This is a genomic window from Bacteroidia bacterium (assembly GCA_041391665.1).
In the GTDB taxonomy this organism is placed as follows: domain Bacteria; phylum Bacteroidota; class Bacteroidia; order J057; family J057; genus JAGQVA01.
This window is the reverse complement of sequence record JAWKNO010000003.1, coordinates 1,834,303-1,858,766: the sequence shown is the minus strand read 5'-3', so window position 1 is coordinate 1,858,766 and position 24,464 is coordinate 1,834,303. Positions and strand designations below refer to the sequence as shown.

The 24,464-nt window shown below is 46.3% G+C and carries 18 protein-coding genes; 2 read left to right on the top strand and 16 right to left on the bottom strand.

Annotation, left to right across the window (positions count from 1 at the left end; translation table 11 throughout):
* Positions 1–11: 11 nt before the first annotated feature.
* The 16 genes from ruvB to R3D00_30230 form a co-directional block, all read right to left on the bottom strand.
* Positions 12–1,034, bottom strand: coding sequence for a Holliday junction branch migration DNA helicase RuvB (gene ruvB / locus R3D00_30305; GenBank protein MEZ4777508.1), 1,023 nt, complete (start codon positions 1,032–1,034; stop codon positions 12–14).
* A 94-nt stretch (positions 1,035–1,128) separates the two neighbouring features.
* The gene (locus tag R3D00_30300; GenBank protein ID MEZ4777507.1) at positions 1,129–2,814 is read right to left on the bottom strand and encodes an ATP-binding protein; all 1,686 of its coding nucleotides are present in this window, start codon (positions 2,812–2,814) and stop codon (positions 1,129–1,131) included.
* Between the two features lie 87 nt (positions 2,815–2,901).
* Positions 2,902–4,272, bottom strand: a complete 1,371-nt coding sequence (locus R3D00_30295; protein ID MEZ4777506.1) for a 1-acyl-sn-glycerol-3-phosphate acyltransferase — start codon at positions 4,270–4,272, stop codon at positions 2,902–2,904.
* Positions 4,273–4,287: 15 nt separating this feature from the next.
* Positions 4,288–5,196, bottom strand: a complete 909-nt coding sequence (locus R3D00_30290) for a bile acid:sodium symporter family protein (protein ID MEZ4777505.1) — start codon at positions 5,194–5,196, stop codon at positions 4,288–4,290.
* A gap of 1 nt (position 5,197) precedes the next feature.
* Entirely contained in the window at positions 5,198–6,268 is a 1,071-nt protein-coding gene (locus R3D00_30285) for a VOC family protein (GenBank protein ID MEZ4777504.1), read from the bottom strand.
* A gap of 82 nt (positions 6,269–6,350) precedes the next feature.
* Positions 6,351–9,728 carry a methylmalonyl-CoA mutase family protein gene (locus R3D00_30280; GenBank protein MEZ4777503.1) on the bottom strand — a complete coding sequence of 1,126 codons (3,378 nt, stop codon included), beginning with the start codon at positions 9,726–9,728 and terminating at the stop codon, positions 6,351–6,353.
* Positions 9,729–9,794: 66 nt separating this feature from the next.
* Positions 9,795–12,722: an FAD-linked oxidase C-terminal domain-containing protein gene (locus R3D00_30275; GenBank protein MEZ4777502.1), complete on the bottom strand. Its 2,928-nt coding sequence runs from the start codon at positions 12,720–12,722 to the stop codon at positions 9,795–9,797.
* A 60-nt stretch (positions 12,723–12,782) separates the two neighbouring features.
* Positions 12,783–13,691: an SMP-30/gluconolactonase/LRE family protein gene (locus R3D00_30270; protein MEZ4777501.1), complete on the bottom strand. Its 909-nt coding sequence runs from the start codon at positions 13,689–13,691 to the stop codon at positions 12,783–12,785.
* A gap of 107 nt (positions 13,692–13,798) precedes the next feature.
* Positions 13,799–14,779: a MoxR family ATPase gene (locus tag R3D00_30265; GenBank protein MEZ4777500.1), complete on the bottom strand. Its 981-nt coding sequence runs from the start codon at positions 14,777–14,779 to the stop codon at positions 13,799–13,801.
* Complete coding sequence (locus R3D00_30260; GenBank protein ID MEZ4777499.1) at positions 14,779–16,131, bottom strand: peptidylprolyl isomerase; 1,353 nt, start codon at positions 16,129–16,131, stop codon at positions 14,779–14,781. The genes R3D00_30265 and R3D00_30260 overlap by 1 nt, the downstream gene beginning before the upstream one ends.
* Before the next feature lie 7 nt (positions 16,132–16,138).
* Entirely contained in the window at positions 16,139–17,032 is an 894-nt protein-coding gene (locus tag R3D00_30255; GenBank protein ID MEZ4777498.1) for a hypothetical protein, read from the bottom strand.
* Positions 17,001–19,001, bottom strand: coding sequence for a peptidylprolyl isomerase (locus R3D00_30250; protein ID MEZ4777497.1), 2,001 nt, complete (start codon positions 18,999–19,001; stop codon positions 17,001–17,003). Before R3D00_30250 ends, R3D00_30255 begins: the two co-directional genes overlap by 32 nt.
* A gap of 122 nt (positions 19,002–19,123) precedes the next feature.
* Complete coding sequence (locus tag R3D00_30245; GenBank protein MEZ4777496.1) at positions 19,124–19,558, bottom strand: YqaE/Pmp3 family membrane protein; 435 nt, start codon at positions 19,556–19,558, stop codon at positions 19,124–19,126.
* Between the two features lie 85 nt (positions 19,559–19,643).
* Complete coding sequence (locus R3D00_30240; protein ID MEZ4777495.1) at positions 19,644–20,621, bottom strand: acyl-ACP desaturase; 978 nt, start codon at positions 20,619–20,621, stop codon at positions 19,644–19,646.
* A gap of 53 nt (positions 20,622–20,674) precedes the next feature.
* Positions 20,675–21,409, bottom strand: coding sequence for a lysophospholipid acyltransferase family protein (locus R3D00_30235; protein ID MEZ4777494.1), 735 nt, complete (start codon positions 21,407–21,409; stop codon positions 20,675–20,677).
* A 64-nt stretch (positions 21,410–21,473) separates the two neighbouring features.
* Entirely contained in the window at positions 21,474–22,622 is a 1,149-nt protein-coding gene (locus R3D00_30230) for an NAD(P)/FAD-dependent oxidoreductase (protein ID MEZ4777493.1), read from the bottom strand.
* A 125-nt stretch (positions 22,623–22,747) separates the two neighbouring features.
* On the opposite strand from R3D00_30230, the gene R3D00_30225 reads away from it, so the two are divergent.
* Both R3D00_30225 and R3D00_30220 read left to right on the top strand, forming a co-directional pair.
* Entirely contained in the window at positions 22,748–23,911 is a 1,164-nt protein-coding gene (locus tag R3D00_30225) for an aldose epimerase family protein (GenBank protein ID MEZ4777492.1), read from the top strand.
* 6 nt (positions 23,912–23,917) lie between these two features.
* Positions 23,918–24,454, top strand: a complete 537-nt coding sequence (locus R3D00_30220; GenBank protein ID MEZ4777491.1) for a DUF1415 domain-containing protein — start codon at positions 23,918–23,920, stop codon at positions 24,452–24,454.
* Positions 24,455–24,464 lie beyond the last annotated feature (10 nt).

Genomic DNA, 24,464 nt, shown 5'->3' with positions numbered 1-24,464 from the left:
ATCTTTTTTTTTCAGGAAAAAAGATTAGGCTGAGAGGAGTCCAGATTCCCCGGTATTCTCCCAAAGTGTTTAAACGCTCGTTCTGTGGCCACGCGCCCTCTGGCGGTACGTTTGATAAACCCCTCCATTACGAGGTAAGGTTCGTACACCTCTTCAATGGTTTCCGCTTCTTCCCCTGCGGAGGCGGCGATGGAGTTGAGTCCGACAGGTCCGCCTTTAAATTTATCGATAATGGTGAGGAGGATTTTATTGTCCATATCATCGAGGCCGGCTTCATCTACTTCGAGCGCTTCGAGGGTAAGTTTGGCGATGGCCATATTGATTTTGCCAGAGCCTTTGACCTGGGCAAAGTCGCGGGTACGGCGGAGCAACCGGTTTGCGATACGAGGCGTTCCCCGGCTTCTTCTTGAAATCTCAAATGCCGCATCTGATTCAATGGGAACATTGAGAACGCCTGCGGAACGTCTGACGATGGCCGCAAGGGTTTCAGCATCATAGTATTCCAGCCGTGCATTTATCCCAAATCTTGCGAGCATGGGAGAGGTAAGCAGACCTGCCCGGGTGGTGGCACCAATAAGGGTAAAGGGGTTGAGGCCAATTTCTATGCTGCGGGCATTGGGGCCGGTTTCGACCATGATATCGATTTTGAAGTCCTCCATAGCAGAATAGAGATACTCTTCGATGACAGGAGAGAGCCGGTGAATTTCATCAATAAACAGCACATCCCCTTTTTCCAGATTGGTCAGTAATCCGGCGAGATCGCCGGGTTTTTCCAGAACAGGGCCGGAAGTAGTCGTAATATTTGCGCCCAGTTCATTGGATACGATAAAGGAGAGTGTAGTTTTTCCCAGACCGGGAGGGCCATGAAGCAAAACGTGGTCAAGCGGTTCCCCCCGCATTTTGGCGGCTTCAATAAATACTTTAAGATTGTCTGTCAGTTTTTTCTGGCCGGTAAAGTCTGTAAGAACTTTTGGTCGGAGTTGTCTTTCATCCTCGTTAGGTGTCGAAAGGGGATTTAGTAATTCATTTCGCATAATGAAAAGACAACAAATTTGGAGGTAGGCCCTAAATTAACGTCAATCCCTGGTAAAAACAATAGTATTTTCAATTTTTTGCTAAATATTTGGGCTATTTGCGGATGGTAAAGAAAAAAGTAGTTCCCTGATTTTCTGTTGATTCGAACCAGATTTTCCCAAAGTGGCGGGTTACGATTTCTTTACATACGGCGAGACCTACGCCGCTGCCGGGGTAACGATCTTTGGCATGGAGGCGCTGAAACATCTGGAATATGCGATCCGCGTACTGACTTTCCATACCGATCCCATTATCTGAAACGGTAAAGAGGAAGTGGCCACTAAATTCTTCACCAGTAACTTTGACAACAGGTATTTGCCCTTCGGGCTGGAATTTGAGTGCATTACCAACGAGATTTTGAAAAAGCTGCAACATCTGATCCTCGTCAGCAGTAATCGTGGGTAAGTTATTATAGCTGACGACAGCATTCAGATCGGATATGGTCAGTTCAAGATTGGCACATACATCTACCATTACTTCATTCATATTGACTTTGGAGAATGGCAAGGAATGGGTTTTTACTCTGGAATAAGCGAGCATACCTTCCAGGAGTTTCCGCATTCGGAAGGCCCCATCGACAGCAAAGTGGATGTATTCTTTTTCTTCCTGGTTCAAGCGTCCTTCCATGGATTTTTCGAGTAGCTGGAGATAGCTGACTACCATACGAAGGGGCTCGTGAAGGTCATGGGATGCGAGGTAGGCAAAATTCTCGAGAGATTTATTGGAATGGTGGAGTTCTGCTGTACGCTCTTCAACCATTTGTTCCAGAGAATCCCGGGTTTGTTTCAGGCGATTTTCCCAGTTTTTTCTTTGAATCGCATTGATGATAATATCAGCGACGATCTGAAAAAGCGAAATTGTATCCGGAGACCAATTGCGATTGGAGGAAATCGCGTCAAACCCGACAAATCCCAACAATTTTCCTTCCAAAATCATGGGAACAGCCAGCATAGAGCTTACGCCTTGTCTGGTGTAATAACTTTTTTCTATTTCAGCCTCTTCGGGAAGTTTGGATACATTGGGAATATTGACCAGATGTTTTTCCCGAAGTTCGCTGGCAAACCAGGGGAAAGCATTGACATTCAGATTTTGCAGAACCGATTTATTGGGCTGTACATTTACCTGGCAATACTCATGGGTATTGCTCATGAGTGTTTGATCCTCGTTGAATAAGAATACATATGACCGGTCGAGGTAAGCGAAGTTGCATATTTTTTTCAGGGCATGTTCAATCCCCTGATCAATTTCATTTGAAGGAAGATTGATAAAATAGGTTGAAATCTGTGTAATCTGATCGCGAAGTGCGTTGTGTATTTTCAGGGATTCCTCCAGTACTTTCTGTATGTTTTTCTGGTCTGTGATATTTCTGTTAACCGCAATAAAACCTTCTTTTTCTCCGCTTTGATCGTAAATGACAGAAACGGAAGCCATCACATATAGCGGATGTCCATTTTTGTGAGTATGCACCATTTCCCCGGCCCACTTGCCTTCGATGATCAATGTTTCCAGTAGCTCAGAGGGAGGTTGGGAATAGCTTTTAATACCGAGAAATTCGCTGACAATTTTCCCCAACACTTCTACCTGTTTCCACCCATATATATTTTCAGCTGCACGATTCCAGGAAAGAATGTTCAGCTGTAAGTCAGTAATTATCACTGCGTCAGAAACGAAATCAAGAATAGAGTTCTGACTCTCCATTGTTGTGAGCAAGGTGTTTTTGGGTCGATCTACTTTAGGCATCTTGTTAAAATGCGGCTAATGTTCTCTGATAAATATAGTTATCATTTGCCGTGATTCCAATCTCCTCAAAAACTTTTCCCTGATTGTTTAATGACTTGCTATTTCGCGGACATGGCTGGTAATACTATCCAGATAATTGGCAAGTGTTTTCCTTTTGGTGACAAGATCTTTTACTTGCAGATCATTTTTCCTGAAAAGCGAACTGAACTTCCACCGGCTATACCATTTTTTCACCCAGACAGAATATGTATAGGCAAAGTTGCCGGTCAATGGCAGGGCGATAAGATACGCTGCGGCCCATTTCCAGTCTGTCAGCGCCCACACAATTGCTGTTTGCAGCGAATAGAAAAACGGGAACATGATCAGCGCCACCGCAGCTCTGATCGAACTATGAAAATGGTCATCGCGAAAAAGTTTCAACGCGAGGTAATCGGGAATCTTGTAGGGGATATAGTTATTGATCAGTCCCCAAAGGTATATAGGGAAAAGTAATATCAGGCTCAGTGCGTAGAGCAGCAAACCCGCCAGATTATAGGGGCCTCCGGCAACGACATGGTCCCGCCAGCGGTGATTTTTCAGACTTTCTGAGTACTCTCCTGCAATTTTAGCTATCTCCGGCCATTGGGGATCGTTTTCAGTGATTTTGGCTTCGATCGCGGCGATAAGTTTTTTTCCTGTAGCAAATATATCGCCCTGCCTGCGGGGGTTGAGCCCCTGCTTTTGCGTCATAGGGACTTCGTAGATCATCCGAAGGGTCTCGATCGCATCGTAATTGTCCTTATCAGCAATATGCAGGATACAGTCTTTCATACTGTCGCTGATCGCCTGTGTGACTTTGATCAGCGTACGCTGTGGATTGGCCTTGAAAGCTTCGTGAAAGTCTTCTGTATTTACCGGCTTCCCGTATTTTACAAACAGGTCTCCTCTGAAATTGCGGTGTTTGCTGTAGTTGAGGCCGACAGGAACAATCTGTGTGCCGAGGGTAAAATCACTGTCTTCCTCTGCGAGGAAGGCAATGCGGGCTGCGCCCTTTTTCAGTGGCCGCAATCTTCGCTGCCGGTTGTGATTACCTTCGGGAAAAATAATCAGCGCTTCGTTTCGACGAAGCCTTCTTACACAGGTCGCAAAGATTTCTTCGTTCTGCTTTACCGGATCACCGCCATCCTGTTGCCGGTAAATGGGCAGCATCTTAAAAGAGGTGAGAATCGGCTTCACAGAGGGGATGAAAATATCGGACCGGGTCATAAAAGATGGCTGCCGGTCTGAAGGCGTCGTGCAGACTATGTTCAATGCGTCGATCAGGGCATTCTGGTGATTCCCTGCAAAAATAACAGCCTTGCCCTTTGGAACATTCTCATGATAACCTTCGATGTCGTGTTTTCTGTAAAACATTCTTAACCCAAATGCAATCAGAAACTTAAGGGTGTTGTAATAGATGATGTGGAGTTTTCTCTTCATAGATGAACTGCATTATCAGCTTTTTGCGGGAAATTTTGACCAGAAAGTAGCAATACTCAGCCCTGAAACAATATGGGTGATTCCCCACATAGCAGCGATCATCGCCATTCCTCCCATTCCATTGAATATCGGTCCAAAAATCAGGACCAGCGCAAGTCCGGAGTTCTGAATACCTGTCTCTATCGAAATGGTACGCGAATCCGTGGTACCCAGCCCCATTAATTTACTTAGAAAATAACCGCCACTCAAAGCGGTGGCATTGTGCGCGACGACAATCAGGACGACAAACTTGATATATTTCACAAAAAAATCAAAGTTCAGCATAAGGGCAATCAGAATATAACCCGCAAAAAACAGGATAGATAAAATGCGTATGGGTTTCGTTATTTTTGCAGTAAGTGCCGGAAACTTTCTCGCAGTCCACATACCAAGAAAGAGCGGTATTGCCAGAATCGTCAGGATTTTCAGGAATATATCAATGGGGTTAATGCTAATTGCCAAAAGCAATTCCTTTGCCGGAGGATAAAACTGAGACCAGAAGGCAAAATTGAAAGGGGTCATGACAATTGCCAGTATCGTCGCCATCGCAGAAAGACTTACTGAAAGTGCCACATTTCCCTTTGCCATCAGCGACATAAAATTGGAGATATTGCCTCCCGGACATGCAGCTACCAGAAACATTCCCAAAGCCATGCTGGGACATGGGCGTAAAATCCACACCAGCCCCAGCGTAAGGGCGGGTAACAATACAAACTGCGACACCAATCCTGTCACAGGTGCAATCGGCTTTTTGAGCAACAGCTGAAAGTCTTCAATCCGCAGTGCAAGCGCAACGCCAAACATGATGACAAACAAAGTCATGTCCAGAACAAAAAGCCCGTTCTGGGAAAAATTCAGCGTTACACTGTCAAGGGATTCGCACATATCAGTCTTTTACCCGGTTAAATGCCAGTGCTTTGAGCATCCAGTCAGGCAGGGGTTTTTCCGGACTTCTTTTTCTCATATTGAGATACCACCCCCATTTTTTCATGATAGGGACCTTATGCGTTTCCACAAACTCGATGAGTGTGCCATCGGGATCCTCTATATAGGAAAATGAGCCGGCAGCTTCTCCCATGTCAAATACCTTTCCGAGCGAATTGGCACTGTCAACGGTAAAGGGGAATCCTTTTTGTGCACATTCTTCCCGGAGCGCATCCATTCCCACGATATCAAAACACAAGTGGATAAAACCCAGATCACCCCAAAACCGGTCTTCAAATATTTTTTTGACGGGCTTATCGGTTGCCTGGATAAGCTCGATGTGAGTCGCGCCAAAAATGCGGCTGAAACCTCCTTTACGGGGTTGAGCATGCGTCAGTAATGTCCGGCGAAATTCTCCTTTTCCTTCGGGGAGTGCAGCTATATCTTCAAATGTGCCGGTTTTATCGTAAATGACTGTATCGTATCCCAGGATATCGGAATACAATTTTTTTGCTTTGTCCACATCAGAGACACCAATCATACAGCCTGCCATTCCACCAGTCAGGTGTTTGCCTTTCCCAAACCAGTTGTCATCTTCAATAACCTGGAAGATATTGCCGTAGGGATCGCGCACAAAAAAATGTTGCTTTCCTCCCGGGTCGCTGCTTACAAGCCCGATAAGATCGAGTTTTGAGGCTTCAAATTTTGCATAGGTAGCGGGTACATCCAGACATTTTACCCGGGCGATATAAATACCTAAATCGCCGGTTACAGGCGCATGCTGTGGTGGCTGTGGGGTTCTGCTGGTATATTGCCAGATTTCCATTCCGCCTCCACCCTGAAGGTTTGTTGCAAGAATCGCATGGCGCTGATGAGGTTTGCCACCAGTATAGGGAAGCATAAGATTGGCTTCAGCTGCCTCTTCAAATATAGGCACATCCATTCCGAAATTCTGGCGATACCAGCGCCAGGCTTCATGAACATTCGGGATACCTACGCCGATCTGTTGTATGCCACTAATGATTTTTTGCATAAAAGGTATTTTTCTGAACCGGCAAATATAACAATTTCCGGAACCTATGAACCTTTTGATGCAGGTAAACCATCTGAATCAGCTACATATTTCTCCGGTATTGGCCACCAACTTCATACATGGCGTGGGTTATTTGCCCCAATGATGCCCATTTTGTAGCTTCCATCAGTGCTTCAAACAGGTTACCATTGGCTACGGCGACTTCCTGTAAATGCTTCAGTGCGGCTGTTGCTTTTACGACTCTCCTTGCATGCAAATCACGGATACCGGATATCTGGTACTCTTTCTCTTCGGTAGTGGAGCGTATGACTTCATTGGGGATAATGGTTGGCGATCCTTCGTCGGAGAGGAAGGTATTTACCCCGATGATTGGAAACTCTCCTGAGTGTTTAAGCGTTTCGTAATAAATCGATTCTTCCTGTATTTTTCCCCGCTGATACATGGTTTCCATGGCACCAAGTACGCCACCTCGTTCGGTAATCCGGTCAAATTCGATCATTACGGCTTCTTCTACCAGGTCGGTAAGTTCCTCAATGATAAATGCACCTTGCAGAGGATTCTGATTTTTGGCCAGTCCAAGCTCGTGATTGATGATAAGCTGGATCGCCATGGCTCTGCGTACCGACTCTTCGGTTGGCGTTGTGATCGCTTCATCGTAGGCGTTGGTATGCAGCGAGTTGCAGTTGTCGTAAATGGCGTATAGCGCCTGCAGTGTGGTTCTGATATCGTTGAAGGATATTTCCTGTGCGTGGAGGGAACGCCCGGAAGTCTGAATATGGTATTTGAGCTTTTGTGCCCGTTCGTCTGCGCCATATTTGAGTTTCATGGCTTTTGCCCAGATGCGGCGGGCAACTCTCCCTATGACAGCGTACTCGGGGTCCACACCATTGGAAAAGAAGAAGGAAAAGTTTGGGGCAAATTTGTTAATATCCATTCCCCGGGAGACATAATACTCCACAAAAGTAAATCCGTTGGCAAGGGTAAAGGCCAGCTGAGAAATCGGGTTTGCGCCTGCTTCCGCTATATGATAACCGGAGATAGACACGGAATAAAAATTCCGCACATTATGGTCGATAAAATATTGCTGAACGTCGCCCATAAGTTTGAGCGAAAATTCTGTAGAAAAAATGCAGGTATTTTGCGCCTGATCTTCTTTCAGTATATCGGCCTGCACGGTTCCCCGTACACGGGAAAGCGTTTTTGTCCTGATTTTTTCATATACATCCATCGGCAACACCTCATCTCCCGTCACACCCAGCAGCATCAGTCCCAGTCCGTTGTTTCCTTCCGGAAGTTGCCCCCAATACGTAGGACGGGCCATGCCTTTTTCTTCGAATATCTTATCTATTTTTGTAGTTACTGCTGCTTCCAATCCATGCTCCCGGATGTAGATCTCGCACTGCTGATCAATGGCAGCATTCATAAAAAATCCCAGAACGGTGGCGGCAGGGCCGTTGATCGTCATCGACACTGAGGTGGCCGGGTCGCAGAGGTCAAAGCCTGAGTACAGTTTTTTTGCATCGTCGAGGCAGCATACAGAGACACCGGAATTTCCGATTTTACCAAAAATATCGGGTCGGTGATCCGGATCTTCCCCATACAGCGTTACCGAGTCAAAGGCCGTGGAAAGCCGTTTGGCGGGCATTCCGAGTGATACGTAGTGAAATCGTTTATTGGTGCGTTCCGGGCCACCTTCTCCGGCAAACATTCGCGTAGGGTCTTCCTGTTCGCGCTTGAAGGGATATACACCGGCAGTAAAAGGGAATTCGCCCGGCACATTTTCCTGTAGGCTCCAGTGAAGAATATCTCCCCATCCTTTGTATCCGGGAAGGGCCACTTTGGGGATATGGTTGTGAGAGAGTGATTGGGTAAATGTCTGGATCCGTATTTCTTTCCCTCTTACTTCATAGATATATTCATCCGCAGCATACCGGGCTTTTTTGTTGTTCCAGTTTTCGACAATCTGCCGGTTTTGGGCATCAAACAGAAGGTTTTCTTTCTGGTAAATTTCTTCCAGGTCAGCAGCAGCAGAATTTTTTCCAGACTCACCAAGCACATCCAGGGCAATTTTGAGTCCCTCCAGTTTCCTGGCGATGGCTGCCTGTGTTTCTGCCCATTTGTTGTAATTGCGGATGGTTTCTGCGATTTCGGAAAGGTAACGTGTCCTTGCCGGAGGAATAATGTATATTTTTTCGGAGGTTTCTTTAGTGATATTGTTGTGGGAAAAGATACTCTCTGCTCCTGTTTTTTCTGACAGCTTTTGCATAACCGCCCGGTAGAGGTTGTTCATACCGGGATCATTAAACTGTGAGGCAATCGTCCCAAATACCGGTACCTCATCATCGGGCGTTTCCCACAACTGATGATTGCGTTTGAATTGTTTGCGCACATCACGCAGGGCATCCTGCGCACCGCGTTTGTCAAATTTGTTGAGGGCTATGAGGTCTGCATAGTCCAGCATATCGATTTTTTCCAGTTGGGAAGCGGCTCCGTACTCAGGTGTCATGACATACAGTGAGATGTCTGAGTGATCGACGATTTCCGTATCAGACTGTCCGATGCCGGAAGTCTCCAGGATGATCAGGTCAAACGCTGCGGCTTTCAACACATCGATTACCTGTGCGACATGACGCGAAAGCGCGAGATTTGACTGACGGGTTGCCAGAGACCGCATGAAAACATGTGGGTGATTGACTGCGTTCATACGAATCCGGTCGCCAAGGAGTGCGCCTCCGGTTTTTCTTTTGGAAGGATCGACTGATACGATCGCCAGGTGTTTTTCCGGAAATTCCCGAAGAAAACGGCGGATCAGTTCGTCCACCAACGAAGATTTCCCCGCACCACCTGTACCTGTAATGCCGAGTACAGGAGGATGGGAATGTTGAGCGAGGAGAGATTGAATATGCAGTAAGGCAGAATCTGCTGAGGGTGCGTGATTTTCTATGGCCGAAATAATCCTGCCCAGATCGCGCGATTTTTTATTCTGAAGTTTGCTGAGTTCTCCATTGAGCGAAATGCCTGTGGGGAAATCTGCCTTTTCCAGCAGGTCATTGATCATACCCTGGAGCCCCATTTGGCGGCCATCATCAGGAGAATAGACCCGGGTGATCCCGTAAGTGTGCAATTCTTCTATTTCTGTGGGAAGAATAGTTCCTCCCCCACCTGCGAAAATACGGATATGACCGCAACCATTTTCCCGGAGGAGGTCATGCATATACTTCAGGTATTCGACATGGCCCCCCTGATAAGAGGTGATGGCAATAGCCTGTGCATCTTCCTGAATAGCAGTATTAACAATCTCCTGCACGGAACGATTATGCCCAAGGTGGATGATTTCTGCCCCGGAGGCCTGGAGGATACGCCGCATGATGTTGATCGCTACATCATGTCCGTCAAAAAGTGCAGCAGCAGTTACAATCCGAACTTTGTTTGTAGGCTTATAAACACGCGTTTCATTCATTGCAGTAAGGTTGATCTTATTCGCTTAACCTGCAAAGATAACGTTTTTTGAGGGGAATGTCTTAGCTTAACTCAGAGCCTCCCACAAAATCTCTGCAGGGTGCAGCGCTTTCCGGCCTGTGCCGTCTGCAATCTGGTGGCGGCAACTGGTTCCGGGAGCAGCGATGATGGTATTATTTTCTGCTTTTCTTACGGTAGGAAAAAGAACAAGTTCCCCGATTTTCATCGAAACATCGTAATGTTCTTTTTCATATCCGAACGAACCTGCCATTCCGCAGCATCCGGAAGGGATCAATTCGACTGTATAGTTTTCAGGAAGGGATAAGAGTGTGCGGGAAACTTCCACCGAAGACAGCGCTTTTTGATGACAGTGTCCGTGCAGCAGTATATGTTTTTTCCCGGTAGTAAATGATTCTTTCGAAATATTTCCTTTCGCAATTTCCCTGGCGAGAAATTCATCAATCAGCAGTGCATTTTTTCCCAGTTTTTCGGCGGTTTCCCGGTATTCTTTGATTACCAGTTTGGGATATTCATCTCTGAAACCCAGTATGGCGGAGGGTTCTATGCCGATCAGTGGAGTTTCTTCAGTAATGATATCTTTAAATACTTCCACGTTGTACATAGCAATACGACGTGCAGTGGGTAAAAGTCCTTTGGAAATATATCCCCGTGCACTTTCTGCATGAGCGACGGTTTTTACTTCGTAGTTCAGCCGGTGGAGCAACTGAATGGCTTTGATGCCTGCTTCCACGTCGTTGAAATTGGTAAACTCATCGAAGAAAAAGTAGAGAGTCCCTTTGGGGTTATTGACAGGTTTGAAAACCTGTTTATCAAACCATTTCCGGAGTGTGGTTTTATAAATAGCTGGCAGGTTGCGTTTAGCGGCAACGCCCAGCGCTTTTTTCATGAGCCCACCTGATAGCGCATTACCCATAAAAAAATTACTGATGCCGGGTGCAATTGCGGCGAAGTTATTGAGGCGGGAAATACCTGCAAAGGCTTTTGCCCGCATAGGAACGCCTGATTTTTTATAGTATTGGTGGAGAAATTCGGCCTTTAGGGTTGCGACATTGACATTTGACGGGCATTCGGAGGCACAGCCTTTACAGCCGAGGCAGAGATCCATGACTTCGTGGATTTCTTCACTGGCGAAAGGGTTTTCGTCATTGGAGCGGGTGAGGATTTCCCGGAGAATATTGGCTCTGGCTCTTGTGGTATCTTTCTCATCGCGGGTAGCCATATAACTCGGGCACATCGTGCCGCCGGAAAGGTGTGTTTTCCGGCAGTCGCCGGAACCATTGCATTTCTCCGCAGCGCGGAGGATTCCCTCGCTATCCGAAAAATCGAATACAGTATCAAACTGGCGGGTTTCTTTTACCCCTTCATACCGCAGCGAAACATCCATCGGTGGGGCATCTACGATTTTCCCCGGATTGAAAATATTGACGGGGTCCCAGGTTTGTTTGATCCGGCGAAGTAACTGGTAGTTATTTTCACCTACCATCAGCGGGATAAATTCTGCTCTGACTCTTCCATCGCCATGCTCACCGGAAAGAGATCCTCTGTATTTTTTTACGAGTTCTGCCGTTGACTGTGCGATATCCCTGAAGAGTTTCCGGTCTTTCGGTGATTTCAGATCGAGAATGGGCCGGAGGTGCAGTTCGCCTGCCCCTGCGTGGGCATAATAAACAGCCTGTTGGCCGTAGGTTTCCATCATTTTTGAAAACGCTGCGATATAGTCAGGAAGTTCGTCGGGATAAACCGCCGTATCCTCAATCACTGCTACGGGTTTTGCATCGCCGGGTACATTGGACAATAGCCCGAGGCCGGCACTGCGCAGATCCCATACTTTGTTGATGTCTGGGCCAAAAACACGTGGGTAAGCGTACCCATAATTTTCGGCGCGCATATCTGCTTCAACAGCCAGCAGGCGGGCTTCCACTTCTTCTTTCGTATCTCCGCCCAGCTCTATTACGAGAATTGCGTGTGGATCTCCTTCGACAAAAAACCTGTTTTTCTGATACAGGCGGTTGCCTTTGGTACAATCCATCACAATTTTATCCATCAGCTCCACTGCACGCGGGTTGTGTTTGAGCGCAACGAGGACCGCTTTCAGCGATTCTGCTACGGAGGTATGGTGGATACATATCAGCCCGGTCACCCTGGGAGGCAGCGGGTCCACATGGATTTTTATTTCAGTATGAAAGGCGAGGGTTCCTTCTGATCCTGCAATCAGTTTGCAAAAGTTGAAGGGGGTACCACCTTCGGTAAATACCTCACTGTCGAGGAGCACATCGACGGCGTAGCCGGTATTTCTGCGGTGAAGTTCTTTCCGGGGAAATTCTCTTCGTATTTCTTCCTGTTGCCCGGGTTGGCTAAGCTCTTCCCGGATGTGGCGGTAGATCTGCCCTTCCAGTGTAGGGAGGGCACATTTTTCTTCAAATTGTGTCTGAGTCAGCGGGCCGAATACTGCTTCACTTCCATCACTGAGGATGGTTTTGAGCTCGATCACATGATCGCGGGTCGTGCCATATACGATCGAATAAGAGCCGCAGGAGTTATTGCCTACCATTCCACCGATCATGGCGCGGTTTGCCGTAGAGGTATTCGGGCCAAAAAATAGGCCGTAGGGCCGCAGGTATTTGTTGAGATCGTCGCGGATAACACCTGGCTGAACTTTTACCCAACTTTCTTCTTTATTGACCTCCAGTATTCCGGTCATGTAGCGGGAGGTGTCTACTACGATACCTTCTCCCACACATTGCCCGGCGAGTGAAGTTCCTGCTGTGCGGGGAATCAAAGACGTTTTTTCTGTCCTGGCAAAATGGATCAATTGTTTGAGATCGTCGGCATTTTTTGGCATGGCGACGGCCAGGGGCAACTCGCGATACACAGAGGCATCCGTTGCATAAAGCACCCGCATCGTGTGATCGTAGTATAAATCCCCTTCAAGCGAAGCGGCAAGGATAGAAAGTTTGTCTTGAATCTGCTGCATCTGCGGACAGGTCAAATTTAATACCGGAAAAAGTTCATCCAGGTGATACCGGACAATTAATTAAAGACTTTGAATATAAATAACATTCTCTTGCATGGCAGGAACCCAGAGTTCATTTTTTGCAGCATTGTAGTAAAAATCTGCAGGGCCTTTTATGCTGTCAACCGGCATAGTTACTCTTTCTGTTGCTCCTCCAGAAAGATCTGTCATCTGAATACCGGCAGAGTTCCAGTCTGAGAATACGAGTTTGCCACCAGCGGTAATGGCAATTCCATCCAGAAATCCGCCAAAATCATTGATCGGGTGATATTGATTGCCTTCGGGCTTAAAGTCGATTGCGCAAAGTTTTCCATCAATACTGCCGGTGTAGGAGGCGATCAGCAGGCGGTTGCCGGCTTCGTCCCACCAGAGTCCGTTAGGGCCTGCAACGGGCGCGTCGGTCGTTACTTCTGTTACGGAGAGATCGTCGAGGTTGATGGAAAATATTTTGCCAATATCCGTAGCGGAAACAAAGATTTCGCGATTGTTTTTCACAGCAATATCATTGAGGAAAGAGGTTCCATTTGCTGAAAAATCCACCTCTCCGGCTGCGGCTTTGGTCGCGAGGTCAAATACTTTTACCTTATCGACATCGGCTACATACAATTTGCCACTTACTATTGCTGATCCTTTTGGCGCGTCGAGTCCGGTAATAAATTTTTCTTCCACGACATTGCCTTCGGCATCCAGTTTGGCGATAAAACCATCGCCGTCTTTATCCATAGGTTTGAGTTCTACCCCAACGTTGGATACATAAAAAAATGTTCCATCCCCAATGACTGACTCAGGGGAAGCGAGACCCTTATTTTCCAGTTTGACTGACCGGGAAACAGTTTCAGGCGTTGTATCCTGAGTGGTTTGTTCGGAGGAACTGTTGTTGCATGCGAACATGCCCAACGCAAAAAATGTAAGGATAAATATGCGGTGCATAATGTTAAAGTTTAGAGTTGATCCTGTTTGTGAAAAAAGATAACGGGTGCTTTTCAAAAGGAACAAATGGGTTGCAGCATAAATGGCGAGAGATAAACTCCTGTATTTTACAGGAGTTTATCGATAATATCATCAGTTGTAATGCCTTCAGCTTCTGCTGTAAAGGATGCGACAACTCTGTGGCGGAGGACTGATTTTGCTACCTCATTGACATCTTCGATGTCAGGGGAGTATTTTCCTCTTAGTAATGCGGTGGCTTTGGCTCCCAGGATCAGATATTGTGAGGCTCGTGGTCCTGCGCCCCAGGTAATCAGTTCTTTGATACCAGGTGCAGCATGTGGGGTATTGATACGGGTTTTGTTGACAAGCCGTACGGCATGATCCACAACATTATCGGTAACCGGCACACTTCGCACCAGATCCTGAAAATAAAGAATATCTTCCCGCGAAAGAATGGTATTCAGTTGCGGTGCGGCGTTGCCGGTTGTTCTTTTTACGATTTCTTTTTCTTCCTCTATGGATGGATACCCCACCATGATATTAAACATAAACCGGTCAAGCTGAGCTTCCGGCAGGGGATAGGTACCTTCCTGCTCGATGGGGTTCTGGGTGGCAAGTACAAAAAACGGCGCTTCCAGCTTATGGTCTTCCCCTGCGATAGTTACCTTTTTCTCCTGCATGGCTTCCAATAGGGCAGCCTGAGTTTTTGGGGGAGTACGGTTGATCTCATCTGCGAGGACGATATTGGCAAATACGGGTCCCTTGATAAACTTGAAGTACTTTTTATTGGACTCTTCGTCAATTTCAAGGATTTCTGTACCAATAATGTCACTTGGCATCAGGTCAGGGGTAAACTGGATACGACTAAATTTAAGATCCAGTACCTCCGCTATCGTACTGATAAGGAGGGTTTTGGCGAGACCAGGTACACCTACCAACAGCGAATGCCCTTTACAAAAAAGGGCAATGAGTAATTTTTCAATTACATCATCCTGTCCGATAATTACTTTGCTGATCTCTTTTTTCAGTTCCAGGTATTTTTGGGCGAGCGCGTCTGCGGCCTCAACCTCGCTTTTATATTTCTGCATTATTCGACCCAGTTTTTAAGTGCGTTTGAACATTCTGTGGGTTTGATGTCAATATAGATATTTTTCTTAGCGGATTGCAACCATTTATCAAAAATCTCTGACTGCTTGTTTTGCAGAGCAGCATTTTGAATTTTTTGGTAATCGTCCTGCAGGTTTGGGGTATGTGGGGGGATTTTATTTTTAAGGTAAATCACATGAAACGCTCTGGATCCGTCGGGTTGAAGCAGTTCCATAGGTTTGGAGATTTCCCCGGGTTTCATTTCATCAATTTTGAAATACATATCGGCATCCAGCGCATCCATCGGGATACGAAGTTCGTTGGTTTGCGGGTTGGATATACAGCCGCCGCAGTGTTTGGAGTTCCGGTCCGAAGAGTAAAGAATGGCTGCCTGCTCGAATGTAAGGGAGTCGGTGTTGACCAGTTCCATAATCTTTGTCAGGGAATCAATCGCGATGGAATCACCGTTGGTGCTGTAGGAAAGGCGTTTGAGGATATGGGCAGCGTGGACCATTTCTCCTCTTTTTTCATACAGCTTGACGATGTGGTAGCCAAACTCCGTCTTAAAGGGTGCGGAAACCTCTCCAACGCGCATTTGGTAGGCAACTTCTTCAAATTCAGGTACCATTTGCCCGCGGCCAAACCAGCCCAGGTCGCCCTTTCTTTCCCGCCCTCCGGGCTCTTCTGTGTTTTTGGCCGCCAGCTCGCCAAAGTCCGCGCCCTCATCCATGATTTTTTTTCGTATTTCTGCCAGCGATTCTTTGGCTCTTGTTTCGCTTTCCTTCGAAAACGGAGGCGTAATGACAATATGGTTGATCTGGACTTCAGCGGGTAGTAGCCCCAGGCTGTCGACAGGGATTATTTTAAAAAACTGTTTGACTTCTTTCGGGGTGATTTTTGCCCCTTCCATCATTTCACCGCGTTGTTTATTGATCAGCAATTCATTCCGGATATCGTCTCTGATATCTATTCGGAACTGATCGACCGTTTTTCCATACACTTCCATAAACTTTTTCTCTCCCCCCATTTGCTCCAGGGTATATTTAATGCGGCGATCTATTTCGACTTCGACTTCAGCTTCGGAGATTTCAATACTGTCCTGAATAGCTTTATTGAGAAGGAGTTTTGAAACGATGAGATTATCCATGACCTGGCAACGAAGGGTTCCGTCGTCTTTTTGACCATTGATCACCATGTAGTTGTACTGGTTGTCAACGTCTGACTCCAGGATAATTTCTTCTCCGATAATAGCTACAATCCTGTCAAGTAGTTGTGACTGGGCCTGGGCTTTTGTCATAAAGACCAGCATTACAGGAAGCAGTAAAAACCGGCAATAAAACGGTAAGATTTTCATAAGAGGTTCAATAGTAGGTAACCTTTCCGGCGGCTTTTGCCTGTTGGATAAGGTTTGATTCAGTTTGGTCAACAAGTGTATTTTTCCGCTGGTTGAGAATGATATTAATGATTCTGTCGCGGCAAAGGCTCAGCGGCAACTGGTCTCCGGGGTTAATGACATCCAATAGCCGGAAAAAATCATAATAGGTTGTCTCATCTTCGGTATGGGCGTAGGGATAGACGGTGCTTTCTGAGGCTTTCCGGATATTTCCGAAATAGAAGCCTTTGGATATACGGTCGAGTTCTACGCCGGGAACATAAGTGCTGTCGAGCCGAAAATCCGCCGCATTGGTCGCAGACCAGGTGATAAGTTCCTTTATTTTCTGCGGATCGGTGGTTTTCATTTCATTGACGAGTTGATATTGTCTTTCCAGTTTGGTTGAAATATAGAAGTACTGGTAATATTCCTGTTTAGAGACAAATTTATCAGGATATTTGTTGTAATAATTGCGAATCTCTGCATCAGACACGATCAGCAGCTCTGGTTTTTCCTGAATCAGCCACGCGGCAAACTCAGTTTCCATTAACTTTTTCTCATAGGTCTTCAGTTTATAATTCACTTTATTTTCCAGATCATCGACTTCCCGCAATGCTGCACTGGCAATGGTCTGGCTACGAACCCATTCTTCGATATATTGTTTTGCATATTTTATACTGTCTTCCCCCTTCAGGGTGTCTGGTGTAAAATAATCGACTTCTTCCCGCAACAATAATTCGTTATCGAAACGGGCGATCACATCTCCTTTACCTGGCCCTGTATTATTTTGGCAGGCAGCGAATGTCAATAGAAGCAAGACGATACAAACCTGTGAAAGGTTGTACCTCGTATTATTTGAACAGGTTGTTAAATACACTTTCATTAATTTTTACCGGATATTTTTTTGCCAGTTCGGCCAGCCATTGTTCTTCCAGGAAGTCCTGGTATTTAGTGATTGCCTGTGATTTTACTTTTTCAAATGGCTGAACGCCTGCAGGATTTTTTTCTACACTGATAAGAATTCTGAAAAAATTATTCTGCTGAAGGGTTTCTGTCTGATAACCTACGGGCTGAGAAAACAATTCGGCTGGGACTTCTCCTTTTTCTTTTTCATAGGTCTGGCTGGTAATGCTGAGTTTCAGGGCAGAGCTATGATTGATTTCTTCTTCAATTTCTGCATCAGATTTCCCTGCTGCAATCAGTGTTTTTACCTGGTTAATGGCCTCTTCATCTGTGGTGCGATATTCTTTTACATCCACGGTTTCGCCTGCATGGAATTCGGACTGGTGATCTTCATAATATTTTTTCAGCCCGGTGGTATCTTCCACTGCTTTTTTCCAGACTTTTTGTTCCATAAGGGTAAATAACAGGATTCCATCCCGGTATTCCTTTAGCAGATATCGAAAATCAGGGTTTTTGTTGGGAAGTTGATCCTCTTCGTATTTCAGCAATTCCTGTTCCAGCCATGTATTGAGGATTTCATCGGCAGCCTGGGATACGGTCATTCCTGTCCGCCGTGAGCGTGTGCGTACATAAAAGTCAACAAACCCCTGGATCGGCTGAATGTATGATGCGCCGAGGGTAAAGAGGGGCTTCTGGTAAAGCGCGGTTTTGGCGGTATCGGGTTTCCATACGCCACGCAGGAATGACTCGTCGAGGGTTGCTTTAAACTCGTCAAAGTTGGCTTTGTTGAGTGCAAAAGAATTTTCCTTCTTGATTTTTTCCACCAGGGCATTGCGGCTGATTTGGGCTCTGGAGTCTCTCGAAATCTTTTGTTTGAGGATATTGCGCGAATCATCAAATGATGCCCGTTTTTCTTCTTCTGTTACTTTCAGGATATGCCAGCCAAAGCGGGTGGTGAAGGGTTCGGAAAATTCACCTTCGGCGAGCTGAAGTTTGAGGTTTTCCATTTCTGGAAGGAGCCTTCCGGTTCCCAGATCGCCACCTTTGTTGGAAGAGGACGGGTCATCGGAGAATTGCGCAGCGAGTTGTGCAAAATCAGCACCGGCTTTTAATTGGTCGTAGATTTCACGGATACGTTTTTCTGCCTGTTCTTCTGTCTTGGAAGAATATCGGTCACCCACTCTGACGATGATATGAGCTACTCTTTTGGTGCCGGTTGAGGCCATTTTGTCATGGACAAAGATCAGGTGATAGCCAAACCTTGTGCGAATGGGCTGAGAAACCTGACCTACAGGGGTCGTGAAGGCAGCTGTCTCAAAAGGATAAACCATATCGAAGGCTGTGAAATAGCCCAGGTTTCCTTTGTTTGATTTTGCCGAAGGGTCATCGGAGTATTTTTCGGCCATTTCTCCGAAATCTTTGCCATGATTGACAATCGAGTCGCGGTAAGCCATCACCCGGGCAAATGCTTTTGCTGTGTCTTCGGGGGAAGCGCTTTGGTCAACCGTTACAAGCAGGTGGCTGGCATTGACCAGAAACCCTGAACGGTCATAGGCTTCTTTTATCAGTTCGTCTTCCACCTCTTTGGCAGAAAGGTAGGGCTGAGCCAGTTGTTTGCGGTAAGTATTAAACTCCTGCTTAAATGCGGGGGTCGTGTCAAGTCCCATCGCTTCGGCTTCAAAAACCTTGCGTTTGAAGTTGATATAGAGGTCGAGGTACTCCTGCAGTTGAGCCTGGGTATGGCTGGCTGCAAGTTCTTTCCCTCCGTTATTTTTGGCATATACCCGCTCAAACTCTTCTTTACTGACATTTTCTTTGTCAAAACCGAGAAGTACGGGCTCTGCTACAGCTGCTGCCTGTGGCTGGCTGGCTGTTTTTGTACCCTTACAAGCGGAAAATATCAATACCGGAAAAATCAATAGCAGAAATAAATTGCGAACTCTGTTCATAAGGTCTAAAAATTTTTGATCTGCAAATTTAGTAATATGGGTAGAATAAAGAAACCCATAAAAAAACCCTGATCACGAAAGTGATCAGGGTGAGTATTTTCATACTGAGATAAGCTGTTTTCTTAAATCGTACCGGTTACAATCAGCAGTGCGTGGATAATCGCTACGAGACCACCGATATAACCAAATCCCAGGATACCCAGTCCACCATAACCCAAAAGGGTCAGGATGAGGTTCAGCCAGAAACGGTTGGTCGCGGCGCCATCATAGAGGTACACAGCGAGCGGTGGAATGACAATAGCCAGAATAATCAAAATCACCGGATCGAGGTCTTCAGCCGTATTGTCCCTGGAAAAAAGTTGTTTGACCATCGCTTTGCGGGCTTCTTTGCGATAGGCTTTTTTATGGGCTTTTTCGAGCTGCTGAGGAGCGGCAGAAAAGTTCTCTGAAGAACGTGCGTTCTCTGTTGAAAGTGTTCCGTCTGCCTGACCTGCGAAGGCTGGCAAGCTAAACATAAAAAAACCGGTAAGCAGAAAAATGAAGTACTTGTTTTTCATATCAATAGTGGTTAGGATTTGTGAAAACCTTTTTGTTGCGCTTATAACGATCCAAAATCTGACTCATTGTTGGTGGGCAGAAAATTTATCCGGCAATCCATTTGAACTTGTATTCCAGTGTAGGGGTAGAAAGTCTTTCCGCTGCGCGTTTCAGGCGTTCGGGCAGACGCATCATATAGTCTCTGGCTCTTTCTGCCTGGTCTGAAAGGTCTACTACTTTATCTATTTCCCAGTATTTGATCAGTGTGTCGAGGATATGGATATAGTCATGGGTGGTATAAACACCGAGCCTTTGTGCGGAGTTGGAGAAGTGTTCAAACAGTTTGCCTACCGCTCCGCCCGATTCACGCAGAAAATGTGCAGGCATAACGATTTTTTTGCGCATCATATCCTCAAAAGCCAGCATCATTTCGCTCGGGTCAAATTCGAAGATTTTTTTCACAAATGCCTGGTAAGCACGTGCATGTCTGGCCTCATCGGAAGCGATCTGTCCGCACATCCGGCCAAGTTGTGCATTTCCGGCTTTTACAGCCAGGGTACCTACCCTGCGGTGAGAGATATTGGTTGCCAGCTCCTGAAAGCTGGTATAAACAAAATTTCTGTACGGGTCATGCATGGTTCCGATATCAAACCCGTCATTGATAAGATGCTGGGTAGAAACTTCTACTTCACGCATATTGACCTGCCCGGAGAGGTACAGGTATTTACTCAGCAGGTCTCCGTGGCGGTTTTCTTCGGCTGTCCAGCCGCGTACCCATCTTGACCAGCCATTTCTATTTCCCTGGTCCACGCCTTCCACCTCCATCAGCCATGATTCGTAGGTGGGGAGAGCTTCTTCGGTGATGGTATCTCCGATAAGAACAGCCCAGAAATCGTAGCTAAGCTCTTTGGCCAGTTCCCGCAATTCTCTCACTTTTTCCATAAAGTCAGGCTTTGTCGGATCTGGCAGGAGATCGAAAGGCTGCCATTGGGTGTCAATAGGGGTGAGAAATTTTTCGATATAGTCATCCATAAACTTCTCGATTGTATGCATGACTTCCAGGCGGACATTTTTGATAGACATAGGAGATTGCGTAAGGTGAGAAAAAGATAATCTTTTTGAAAGTACAGTTAAGGTCAGTTTCTGATAGCTGAAACTACAGTTTGTTCAACTTCCTTCATTACTTCTTCAGGGTTTCGACCTTTAGGATCTATATAGGGGTGGACGGTCCATACCGGTCTTTCGCCAAATGAAAAAGGGTATTTGCCGTATTGTACGATTTTCCAGGCATTGTTTATCGTAACTGGAACCACAATGGCCGAAGGGGCATACTTCAACAGCGTTTTTAGGCCGCTGGGGGCAAATGGCCGGGGCTCACCGGTTTTACTGCGTGTGCCTTCAGGGAAGATGCAGGCCGCGTATTTATTTTCTTCGATGTATTCGGCAAATTTTTTGATCGCAGGCAAGGCTTGGCGTGGGTCTTTCCGGTCGATCAGTACCGAACCACCATGGCGGAGGTTGAAGGATATACTCGGGCTGCCGTAGGCAAGTTCGATTTTGGAGACAAATTTGACATGGTGCCTGCGGAGATACCAAAAAAAAGGAGGTATGTCGTACAGACTCTGATGGTTGGCTACAACGATGAGCGGCCGGTCAGTTGGCAACGGTTGACTCATATTAAACCTGCATCGGGTTCCCATAAACAAAAGGCTTTCCATCAGGAAAAAATTCATCAGATCTACAGATCGCTTATGCCAGATATAGCCTCCCAGCTTCAGGCAAAGCCATTGAACAGGATGAAATACAATCAATACCAGCCCAAAAGCCAGTAAATGAACAGGAGTAAATATGTAACCTAATATTTTTTTCATAGCTCTTCGGGTCGAAATTAAGAGATAGATTCAACATTGTTGCATTTTCGACCGATATTTTTCCCTAAACCGAGGTGAAATCGCTTTCCTGTTTTTGGGCAATTGCTTTTACCACTACTTCCGAATCGTTAAAAATAGTTCCCAGAATACCTCCCAGTTTATAGTTGTCAAACCCCACAAAAAACAATCCTTTATATGGCCCTTCTGCTATCGGTTGTTTGGGAATATCGTAGGAATCGAGCAGCGGCTCTGGGTTTTCTATAAACTCATGGATATTGGCTCTGTAGCCTGTGGCCAGGATTATGCTGTCAAAAGCGTAGGTTTTCCCATCCTTAAACTGCACACCCTCATTGGTAAAACGATCGACATCCGGTAAAATTTTTATTCGGCCTGATTTGATATGTGCTACGGTTCCCAGATCGATCACCGGCGTATGGCCGGTCGTTTTTAGCTGCTCAGCAGGTGAAAGCCGCGACATGGGCACACCGTAGCGGGAAAGGTCGCCGATTACGATTTTGCGTACCATTGTACCGATAAAGTCTCCAAGGCCAAAGGGAAGTTTCTCCAGCATCCTGGCCGTCACCTGTACCGGTCTGCCTCCCACGTCGCGGGGCACGACATTGATCGGGCTGCGAACAGAAATATAGGTCTCAACGCCAGACTCGCACAGGTCTAGCGCGAGTTCTGCACCTGTATTTCCCATGCCGATGAGCAATACCCGCTGGCCCAGGAAAGGCTCCGGGTTTTTATAGTTTCGGCTGTGAATGATTTTTCCGCGAAAATTTTCCTGACCCTCCCAGACCGGGCTGAAAGGCACACGGTTGATCCCAGTGGCAAAGACAACATTTTCGGCAGCAAATATTTTTCCCTGCCGGGTATTGAGTACCCAATGGTTGTCCTGTTTTTTTACAGAAATGATTTCCTGCCCGAAGTGAGGATTGATGCCAAAATGCTGCGCATAGCTTTCGTAATAACTGGCAAGGTCTTCTCTTGGGACGTAGAGCGGATAGGTTTCCGGGAAGGGGAGATGAGGCAGGTGAGAGAGCTGTTTGACGGTGTGGAGGCATAGCCGGTCGTAGTGGTTGTGCCAGGACCATGCGATTTTATCCGATTTTTCGATGATTTCAAAGGGGATGTCGGCTTTGCGCAACCTGCCTGCGACGGCTAGTCCGGCGGGGCCGGCACCAATGATGAGGGTGTTTATTACTTCCACAGAATTCTAATTTATTTACCAGGACAGATGATTCCGGGGGAAAGGTAAAAAAAATCTTTTTAAGGTGCGGGTTCAAGTATTATCTTCACCGAACTACAACAACTACTCATTTATACCTGAAGATTATGTCTGTAAAATTTTCCCCCATAGTGACAATGCTGGCAGTTGCCGTATTTTTGTATGCCTGCCAGGGCGAAAATCAATCCCAATCCGACCAACCGACAACTGACAATGGACTTTCCGTCGCAGTCGAAGAATCTGGGAAAACACCCGATGGCGCGACGATCCATTTATTTACCCTGAAAAATAAAAACGGAGTTGAAGCGAGGGTAATAGATTATGGCGCTACAATTATTGCGCTGATCGCTCCGGACAAACAGGGAAATATGGCGGATATCACCCTTGGTTTTGACAATGTTGAAGACTATACCCGCCCGCACCCCAATTTTGGTTCGACGATTGGCAGATATGGAAACCGTATTGCTCTGGCAAAGTTTTCCATTGATGGTCAGGAATATCAGCTGGCGGCCAATAATGGGGTCAATCACCTTCATGGCGGCCTGAAAGGTTTTGGACAGGTAATGTGGAAAGGAAAAGAAATCACACGGGAAGATGCCGTTGGCGTAGAACTTACCTATACCAGTGCCGATGGAGAGGAAGGGTATCCCGGCAAACTGGATGTGATTACCCGGTTCCTGCTCAATAATGAAAATGAACTTCGTCTCGAATATGAGGCAACTACCGATAAAAAGACGGTGCTCAACCTCACAAACCACGCGTATTTTAACCTCGCCGTGAGTGGAGACATTCTCAATCACGAATTAATGATTATGGCCGATGGTTTTACGCCTGTGGATGCCGGGTTGATTCCTACAGGAGAAATTCAGTCTGTAGAGGGTACGCCATTTGATTTTAGGGTTGCCACAGCTATCGGCGCGCGAATCAATGCAGATGATGAACAGATCAGGCTGGGAGGAGGATATGACCACAACTTTGTATTCTCTGGCCCGGAAGGCATGCAAAAACGTGCGGAAGTATATGACCCTTCCAGTGGTCGCGTGCTGGAGATACTGACCGATCAGCCCGGCGTACAGTTTTATTCGGGCAACTTTCTTAATGGAAGCATTACAGGTAAAGGGGGGAAAGTCTATGCTAAACGCAATGCACTTTGCCTGGAAACCCAGCATTTTCCCGATTCACCCAACCAACCACAATTTCCTTCTACATTGTTAAGCCCCGGAGAAACATACAAAACCGCAACCACCTGGCGGGTATCCGTCAGAAAATAATGAAATATGTCAGCAGAAACGAAAAAATGGATCGAAAATATTGTTGTCGGACTTAATCTTTGCCCATTTGCAGGATCGGTGATGAATGCCGGCAAGGTTCGCTATAAGATGAGCAAAGCCGAAAATCATGAGAATCTGATGCAGGAGCTACTTTTTGAAATAGATTTCCTGCTTGCCGCAGATCCGGAAGAAGTAGAAACCACTTTTCTGATTCACCCTAACATACTTACTGACTTTCCGCTATATCTCGATTTTATAGATATGGCAGAAGAACTGCTGGAAGAAGGGGAAATGGAAGATCTCGTGCAAATAGCAGGCTTTCACCCTGATTATACGTTTGACGACACAGACTACGATGACCCGGCAAATTATACCAACCGCTCACCGTACCCTATGTTGCATCTGCTCAGAGGCGAAAGCCTGGAGGCAGCTATAGATGCTTATGGAGATACCGAAAGTATTCCACTTCGCAATATTGAAGTGATGCGTAAGCTGGGGCTGGAAAAAGTTCAGCAGATGCGGGAAGAATGTTTTGATAACTGAACCTGTTTAA